This window comes from Streptococcus sanguinis, from assembly GCF_020729765.1.
Lineage (GTDB): Bacteria > Bacillota > Bacilli > Lactobacillales > Streptococcaceae > Streptococcus > Streptococcus sanguinis_Q.
This window is the reverse complement of the sequence record NZ_JAJEPD010000049.1, coordinates 1-8,321: the sequence shown is the minus strand read 5'-3', so window position 1 is coordinate 8,321 and position 8,321 is coordinate 1. Positions and strand designations below refer to the sequence as shown.

Annotated in this window: 8 protein-coding genes and 1 pseudogene; 1 reads left to right on the top strand and 8 read right to left on the bottom strand. The window is 36.1% G+C overall.

Annotation, left to right across the window (positions count from 1 at the left end; genetic code table 11):
• The 3 genes and pseudogenes from K4H96_RS06920 to ychF all read right to left on the bottom strand — a co-directional run.
• Positions 1-726: pseudogene (locus tag K4H96_RS06920) on the bottom strand (transcription-repair coupling factor); the annotation flags it as partial.
• On the bottom strand, positions 719-1,288 hold the full coding sequence (gene pth, locus K4H96_RS06915; RefSeq protein WP_227956435.1) for an aminoacyl-tRNA hydrolase: 570 nt from the start codon (positions 1,286-1,288) through the stop codon (positions 719-721). The pseudogene K4H96_RS06920 and the gene pth, both read right to left, overlap by 8 nt.
• A gap of 73 nt (positions 1,289-1,361) precedes the next feature.
• Positions 1,362-2,477, bottom strand: a complete 1,116-nt coding sequence (gene ychF / locus K4H96_RS06910) for a redox-regulated ATPase YchF (protein ID WP_223338125.1) — start codon at positions 2,475-2,477, stop codon at positions 1,362-1,364.
• Positions 2,478-2,643: 166 nt separating this feature from the next.
• On the opposite strand from ychF, the gene K4H96_RS06905 reads away from it, so the two are divergent.
• On the top strand, positions 2,644-3,135 hold the full coding sequence (locus K4H96_RS06905; protein ID WP_223338120.1) for a DUF1307 domain-containing protein: 492 nt from the start codon (positions 2,644-2,646) through the stop codon (positions 3,133-3,135).
• Between the two features lie 126 nt (positions 3,136-3,261).
• On the opposite strand, the gene K4H96_RS06900 is transcribed toward K4H96_RS06905, so the two are convergent.
• The 5 genes from K4H96_RS06900 to K4H96_RS06880 form a co-directional block, all read right to left on the bottom strand.
• A complete protein-coding gene (locus K4H96_RS06900) occupies positions 3,262-3,456 on the bottom strand; it encodes a DUF951 domain-containing protein (RefSeq protein ID WP_002894296.1) in 195 nt (64 codons plus the stop codon).
• Between the two features lie 127 nt (positions 3,457-3,583).
• Positions 3,584-4,720 carry a DNA polymerase III subunit beta gene (gene dnaN, locus K4H96_RS06895; RefSeq protein WP_002907629.1) on the bottom strand — a complete coding sequence of 379 codons (1,137 nt, stop codon included), beginning with the start codon at positions 4,718-4,720 and terminating at the stop codon, positions 3,584-3,586.
• Positions 4,721-4,878: 158 nt separating this feature from the next.
• Positions 4,879-6,231, bottom strand: a complete 1,353-nt coding sequence (dnaA, locus tag K4H96_RS06890) for a chromosomal replication initiator protein DnaA (protein ID WP_223338119.1) — start codon at positions 6,229-6,231, stop codon at positions 4,879-4,881.
• A gap of 213 nt (positions 6,232-6,444) precedes the next feature.
• Positions 6,445-7,206: a ParB/RepB/Spo0J family partition protein gene (locus K4H96_RS06885; RefSeq protein WP_223313936.1), complete on the bottom strand. Its 762-nt coding sequence runs from the start codon at positions 7,204-7,206 to the stop codon at positions 6,445-6,447.
• A gap of 63 nt (positions 7,207-7,269) precedes the next feature.
• Positions 7,270-8,321 (bottom strand): S1C family serine protease (locus tag K4H96_RS06880; RefSeq protein WP_227956433.1); only part of this gene is annotated, 1,052 nt, incomplete at its 5' end.

The window sequence follows — 8,321 nt, the reverse complement described above, 5'->3', positions numbered from 1 at the left end:
CCGTCCTCGAGCATAATCTTTCTCAGAAAGCAGGATATCAGAAGCAGGTTTAATCAAAATACTTTCTATGTTATCAATTGAAGTTTGATTTTCTGGATTGAAAATCCGAATACCATCAATTTCATCGCCAAAAAACTCCAGGCGATAAGGTGCCTCTGCTGAGCGCTCAAAAATGTCTAAGATGTCTCCTCTTAGACTATATTCTCCCTGACTTAAAACTTGAGACACCTTCTTGTATCCTGATCTTGACAACATCTTTACAAGATTATTTAGGTCATATTCTTGTCCAACTGTCAAATTTATATTGGTATTTTTAAAATCAATAGAATCAGGCAAGAGTAATTTGCTGGCTGCGACATTAGTAACTAGAATTCCAGAATTTTGATGGTCTATTAAAAAGTTTAGAGCATCTAATCTCGAAAATATTTTCTCCTGTGAGGCAAAGACAAATTCTGCTATAGGAGTATCATCTGCTAAGAAAGTATATACCCTGTCTTCTCCCAACAAAGAAATCAAATCACTAGCCAAACGATCTGCTTCATTTTGACTAGAAGTCAGCACAAGGATTTTCTCTGCTTCTTCTAATCCAGCCGCTATAGTAATTGCTTTTGTTGATGCAGACAATCCCATTATCAACTGTCTGCTGTTTTTATGGAGATTTTTCTTCCAATCTGAAATTTGCTGGTTTTGACAAAATAAGTCAATCAGGTTCATTTTATTATCCATTGTATTTCTGCATAGTTTGTTCAAAATTGCCTGACTGTAAATAATAATTTACAGCCTTGTCAACCTTATCAAGAGTCTTCAGAATTGTTATATAATCATCTGTATCAAATTTTCCTAGAACATGGTGAACCACTGTCATGCCTTCTTTAGGACGGCCAATCCCTATCTTTATCCGTTTAAATTCTTGACTTCCAATGTGTTTGATAATAGATTTAATACCGTTATGGCCACCAGCTGAACCCTTGCTGCGCAAACGAATCTTACCAACTTCCATATCCAAATCATCATAGATGACCAATAAATCCTCTATATCTAAACCATAGTATGCTAGTAAAGCTTGAACGGCCTTTCCGCTCTCATTCATAAATGTAGTTGGTTTGACAAAATAAACTTTTTCACMATTTAGAAAAGTAGAGGCGATATCTGCTTGAAAGATTTTATCAGCTGTAAACTTTAAATCAAGGTCTTTACAAATCTTGTCAACTAGCATAAAACCAACATTATGCTTGGTTTCGATATATTTTTCTCCTGGATTTCCCAGACCGACTATTAACTTTACCATTTTTCTCCTTTATAAAAGCCAAAAGGGCTGGAAAAAATTTTCCAACCTAGAATTTTTAAACTTTACAAATACTTTACACATTAAATCTAAATTCCATGATATCGCCATCCTGAACGATATATTCTTTTCCTTCTTCGCGCAAACGTCCAGCTTCTTTAACTGCTTTTTCACTGCCATAGTGCACTAAGTCATCATAAGACATAGTCACTGCTCGAATAAAGCCTTTTTCAAAGTCTGAGTGAATAATACCAGCCGCTTGCGGAGCTTTCATTCCACGCTTAAAGGTCCAAGCACGCACTTCCTTTTCACCAGCTGTAAAGTAGGTTCCAAGTCCCAACAGATGATAAGCTGCTCTGGTCAGTTTATCCACACCTGATTCTGTCAAGCCGATAGCTTCCAGAAATTCTGACTTATATTCATCATCCAATTCAGAAATCTCTTCCTCTGCACGCGCTGAAATGACAACAACTTCAGCATTTTCTGTAGCTGCAAATTCACGAATCTGCTTCACATAGTCAATATTATCTGGATCAGCTACCTCATCTTCACTGACATTGGCCACATAGAGAACTGGCTTAGTCGTTAAGAGAAAGAGCCCTTTGACGATTTTTTGCTCTTCTTCTGTGAATTCAATTGTGCGAGCTGACAGACCATCTTCCAAGACAGGCTTAATTTTCTGTAAAACATTAAATTCTGCCACTGAATCCTTATCTTTTTGAGTACGAGCCATCTTCTCTACGCGCGCATAACGTTTATTGATACTTTCTAGGTCTGCTAAAATCAATTCTAGATTAATGGTCTCAATATCAGCCATTGGATCTACAAATTCAGACTCACGGCCCTGTTCCCGCATGACATTTTCATCATCAAAGGCACGTACTACGTGGACGATAGCATCTACTTCACGGATATTGGCCAAGAATTTATTTCCTAGTCCTTCTCCTTTTGAAGCACCTTTCACAATTCCAGCAATGTCAGTAAATTCGAAGGTTGTTGGAACTTTCTTCTGTGGTTTGATGAGTTCTGTTAATTTATCCAAACGAACATCCGGAACTTCTACCCGCCCGACATTTGGATCAATTGTCGCAAAAGGGTAATTAGCTGCTTCTGCACCTGCTTTTGTAATTGCATTAAATAAAGTTGACTTACCGACATTGGGTAAACCAACGATTCCTGCTGTCAAAGCCATTCTTATCTTCTCCATTCATCTTTTCAATCCAAACCATTATACCATAAATCCTTATCCTAAACAGCGGATTTAAGTTATTTTTTCTAGCTTTCTTTACAAAAATGTAAAATAAATTGAAGAAAAAAATGGTATAATATAGCTAATATTCTTATTAAAGGAGTCCCTAATGAAAAAGAATACTTTCAAAACACTTTTTCTTTCCTTCCTTGCGGTTTCCGCTTTGTTTGTTTTAGCTGCCTGCAGCAGTCCTAAAAAAGCTTATTTCCAGCTGATTGACCAAAATACTAAACAAGATAGCCGCATCACTGTTGAATATAAAGGTGATGAGCTTCTTATAAACGAAACAAACAACACCTTCTACTATAAACCAGTTGGCTTGACAAAAGACACTGCTAAAGAGCAGACAGAAGCCTATGCTAAATCTATTGAGGGTATCAAAGGATTAACTCATAAAATCGAGTACAAAGATGATTATTTAACTGAAAAACTGACAATTGATTTCAGTAAAGCTGATATTGAAGAACTACAAAGTAAACAGCTTCTTCAAACATCTGGTAATCAAAAAGCGGATTATATCAGTTACAAAGAAACTGCTAAATTACTTAAAAAAGCAGGTTATAAAGAAGTTAAAGACGGTAAATTTGAAGATCTTAAATAAAAGCAAAATGGATAGGACTTTTTAAGTCCTATCCATTTTTGATTGAAAAATCAGAAAAAAATCTAAATCTAATCTTCAGCAATGCAAATTAGTTTTCTACAATAGCATTTACGATGATTTTTTAGTTCAATCTATTATTTTCTTCATTTTTCTTTCAAAATCGTGACGACTCATCATTACAAGATGTTCACAATTGGTGCAACGGATTTTGATATCTGCACCAACCCTTGTGATTTCCCAACGATTCGCCTTTTTCCCAGTCGCTTTAATGGTGCAGGCATGTGGCTTTTTCATTTCTACAAAATGACCAATTTCATACATTTTCTTTCTCCTTTCAAGGAACTATCATAGTCCAGGAAGAAATATTAAGCATCTATCATACTTTGTAAATGAAAAGACCTTAGGACCAAGAAGTAAAAATCTTTAACTTGGCCCACTGCTTTTCATCTTAATTAGTTCTGACAGGTGTAATTAGCTGAATAAAGTTTTCTGTGTCTTCACTCGGTACCAAGGTGAAAGGACGAACGGATGAGATAAAACTAATCGTTACTTTTTCACTGTCAATGGCCTTCAAAGCATCGATCAGATAAGTTGGATTAAAGCTAATGGTCAAATCTTCGCCAGTTACACTTTCTGTATCAATTTCTTCGTTAACACGGCCGACCTCTGGTGAATTTACATGGGCACTGACAACACCACCTGCAATCTCCAGTTTAACTGTTCCATTCTGTGTAGCATTAGACAAGAGACGAGCGCGTTCCATAGCTGCACGTAAATCAGAAGTATTAAAAGTAAGGACACTCGTAAATTCAGTCGGAATCAAACGATCTGTATCTGGATAATTTCCTTCTAAGAGACGGGTGTAGAAGCTGATATTTTCGCTTCTGAAAAGAATTTGATTGTTAGCAAAGAAAACCTCTACCGTTTCAATTTCATCGGTAAAAACAGCCGTAAATTCCCGTAAAGAGCGACTTGGAATAACTACGTCGAAATTATCTCCGTTTTTCTCCAGAGTAATTTTCTTTTGACTCATTCTGTGGGAGTCTGTCGCAACTGTTTTCAAAGAACGGTTATCTGTCAAAACAAAGTGAACACCAGTCAAAATTGGACGGCTTTCCTGAACACTGGCTGCAAAGGCTGTTTCGTTAATGACATCTTTGAGGATTTTTGTTTCAAGAACCAAGGGATTGCTGGCAGAAATTTCCTGGATTCGTGGATACTGGTCAGCGTCTTTTCCTTTCAGGGTAATCTCTGATTTGCCGCTAGTCAAGACGATTTGCTTTTGTTCAATTTCTTTAAAATCCAAAATAATATCTGGCAAGCTGGAAACAACATTAATAAAGAAAGTCGCTTCTAATAAAATTGAACCTGTTGAGTTGACAAGCAAGCCTGCATTTTCATTTTGAGTAGAAATAAAGTTTTCAATCGACACTTGGCCATTTGAGCCGATTAAGGTGATTCCTTCTTTGGTAACATCGATTTTCACAGTAGAAAGAATAGGAATTGCATTTTTATGGCTGATAGCCCTTTTAGTGGTATTTAAAGCTTGTAAGAAGAGATTTTTATTAATAGAAAAATGAATCATGGGATCTCCTTTTTATTTATTTATGATTATAAGATTAATAGTAATAGTAGTTTATGTGAATTATGTGGAAAAATAGCTTCGTTCTTATTCTAACAAGTTTTGAGACTTGTTCACAAAGTGTGGATAAGTTTTGAAAAAAATCTGTAGTTTTCCACACGCTATTTAATTTTATTCTTGATGCTTTCAATTTCTAAACGTAAATTGTCGTCTGATTCAATCATGGTTTTGATTTTTCCGTGTGCATGGATAACAGTCGTATGATCTTTCCCGCCAAATTCACGACCAATTTTAGGCAGACTGTTGTCAGTCAGCTCACGAGTCAGATACATAGCTACCTGTCTAGCTAAAACGATATTTTGTACTCGACGGCTGCCTTTCATCTCTTTGACACTAACACCATAGAATTTCCCAACTTCAGACTGAATCTTATCAATCGGGATAACTGTTACCTGGTTTGAATCCTGCTTGCGTGCTCGAATAGCCTCTGCAGCGATATCAATAGTGATTTCCTTCAGATGACGAACTCTAGCGATGAGACTGATGTCATTCAAAGCACCTTCTAAGTCGCGGACATTGGAGTCGAATTGTCCTGCAAGATATTCTAAGGTATCATTCGGGAAAATATAATCCAAATTTTCTATTTTGTTTCGCAGAATTGCAATTCGTGTTTCAAAATCTGGCGGTGTAATATTTTGAGTTAATCCCCATTTGAAACGTGTTACCAAGCGTTCTTCCAAATTGTCCAGATGATCAGGACTGCGGTCGCTGGTTAAAACAATCTGTTTATTTTCACCATGAAGAGCATTGAAAGTGTTGAAAAATTCTTCCTGAGTTGAAACCTTTTTTCCTCCCAAAGATTGAATATCATCAATTAGCAGAAGATCCAGACTACGATAGATTTTTTTAAAGCTATCCATCTCTCCCAATCTTAAATGTTCAAGGAAGTCGTTAATAAAGGTTTCAGCCGGTATATACTTGACACGCGCATCTGGAATATTTTCTAAAATTTGATTGCCAATAGCATTTAATAAATGAGTTTTGCCCAGGCCAGGTCCTCCGTAGATAAAAAGAGGATTATAGGTTGTGGCTAGATTCTCAGATACCGCTAAGGCAGCAGCTTTAGCCCAGATATTTCCGTCTCCCTGAACAAAATTATCAAAGGTATATTTTGACTTTAAGCCAGTATCAATAGGTGGCAAGCTTGGCTGAACAGTGCTGATTTGAGGACTGGTTACTGCAGATTTCGGAGTTTCAGTGTTAGTTTCTTCTTCAAAAATATATTTTCCAGCAATCTGATCATTAAAAATCTCAAATCCTGCAGTAAGAATAACTCCTACTAAGTTTTGCTCCCAAAATAGTTGTTTTACTGGACTATCTAGGAAAATAACAGCTTGCTTTTCTTCAACTTTGACAAGCTTGGCTTCAGCAACAAAGAAATCATAAGTTGTCTGTTTTAGCTGAGCATGAGCCAATTCTAAAATACGATTCCAAAAGTCCTGTTCTTTGGTCATAACTTCCCTCCTTTTCTATAATTTTCTGATTCATACGCATCTTATTTTATCATAAAGGTTCAAAGTTTTCCACAAGAACTGGAAAAGAATTCACATTGTTAGCTAAAGTTATCCACAGAATGTGAATAAAGCTAAAATTTCGTATTTTAATAAGTTTCCTAATTAATTTAACAGTGGATAATTTTGTTATTTTAAAAAAAGAAAAKAACAGTTTTATTTAAAACTGTTTATAATTCTTTGATATTCTTCTTCGCTTTCAAAAGGAATAATCAGCTTTCCTTTACTCTGGTTTTTTAACTGAATAGAAACTTCCAGACCGAGAATTTTTTTAATTTTTTCCTCTTCAGATTTAGCAAATAGTTCTTTATTAGGTTTCTTTTTGAGACTCTTTTTTTGCTGAAGAAGCTTTTCGACTGCTCGAACCGATAAATCTTCTCGACAGATTTTTTCCAGCCATAGTAACTGTTCCTCTTCTTTCAAGGGAACCAGCAGGCGAGCATGTCCTTGAGAAATCTCTTCTTCCTTTATAGCTTGACGAACTTCTTTGGATAATTGTAAAAGTCTGACAATATTGCTAATATAGGGTCTAGATTTTCCCATGATTTTAGCAATTTCATCATGTGTCAAGCCTTTGTCAATCAAATTTTGATAAGACTCAGCCTCTTCTATAGGATTCAAGTCTTCTCTTTGAAGATTTTCGATAATGGCTTGTTTCAGCATTTCATCATCAGATAATTCTTTGACGACAGCTGGGATCGTTTCTAGGCCAAGAAAAGAGGTAGCTCTAAATCTCCGTTCTCCTGCTAAAATTTCATAACCAAAAAGTGAAGATTTCCGAAGAATGATTGGCTGAATGAGACCATTTTCTTTGATTGATGCCGCTAATTCTTCAATCTTTTTTTGTGAAAACTCTTTACGAGGCTGATAAGGATTGGTTCGAATGTCTTTAAGTGCAATATATTGAAAGTTTTCCATTTGTATATAGAATAACACACCTTTACGATTGTGTAAAGGTGTGTTGACAATCTTGTAAATAGGTTAATTTGAGCTTAACTCTTTTGTTGATTTAGTGAGTTTGATTTTGACTGTTTGAGATTTACCATCTCGATAATAAGTAATTTCTACTTCATCTCCAATACTATGCTTGTAGAGAGCAGACTGAAGGTCACTAGTGGATTCCACATCTGTGTTATCTACTTTTGTAATGACATCATTTTTTTGAAGCTTGCCATCAGCAGGCATTCCTTGCTGAACAGAGCGAACAAGAACACCTGATTTCACTGAAGAAGGAAGATTTAATTTAGAAAAATCAGAAGTTGTCAGATTAGATAAATCCATCATTTGAATTCCTAAAGCAGGACGTGTGACTGTTCCATTTTTCTCTAGTTGATTGATAATATTTACGACATCATTAGATGGAATCGCAAATCCCATCCCTTCAACAGAGGTTTGGCCATTTGTTGAAATCTTACTTGAAGTAATCCCAATAACTTGTCCTTGGATGTTAATCAACGGGCCGCCAGAGTTACCAGGATTAATTGCAGCATCTGTTTGCAATGCAGTTGTTGAAATATTTTCACCATTTTCAGATTGTAACGTAACGTTTCTGCCTAGGCTAGAAATAATTCCTTGTGTGACAGAGTTAGCGTATTCTGTTCCAAGAGGGCTTCCGATAGCGATTGCTGTTTCACCAACTGTCAGAGAACCAGAATCTCCAAATTCAGCGACATCAGTTACTTTTTCAGAGCTAATTTTAACGACAGAGATATCTGAATAAACATCTGATCCAACTACTTCACCTGGAACCTTGTTTCCATCAGCTAGCAAGATATCTACATTGGTTGATCCGTTAAGAACGTGGGTGTTGGTTACCAGATAGGCTGATTTTCCGTCTTTTTTATAAATTACGCCAGAACCTTCACTGGAGATTTGTGATTCGTCGTTGGAAGATTCATCATTGATAACGCTGCTGGAAGATTCAGCATAAGTAATTACTGAAACAACGGCATTTTGAACCTTTTTCACAGCTTCTGAAATGTCAGTAGAGTTTTTATATGAAGTAGTTACACTGGTTGTTGAATTTCCATTCA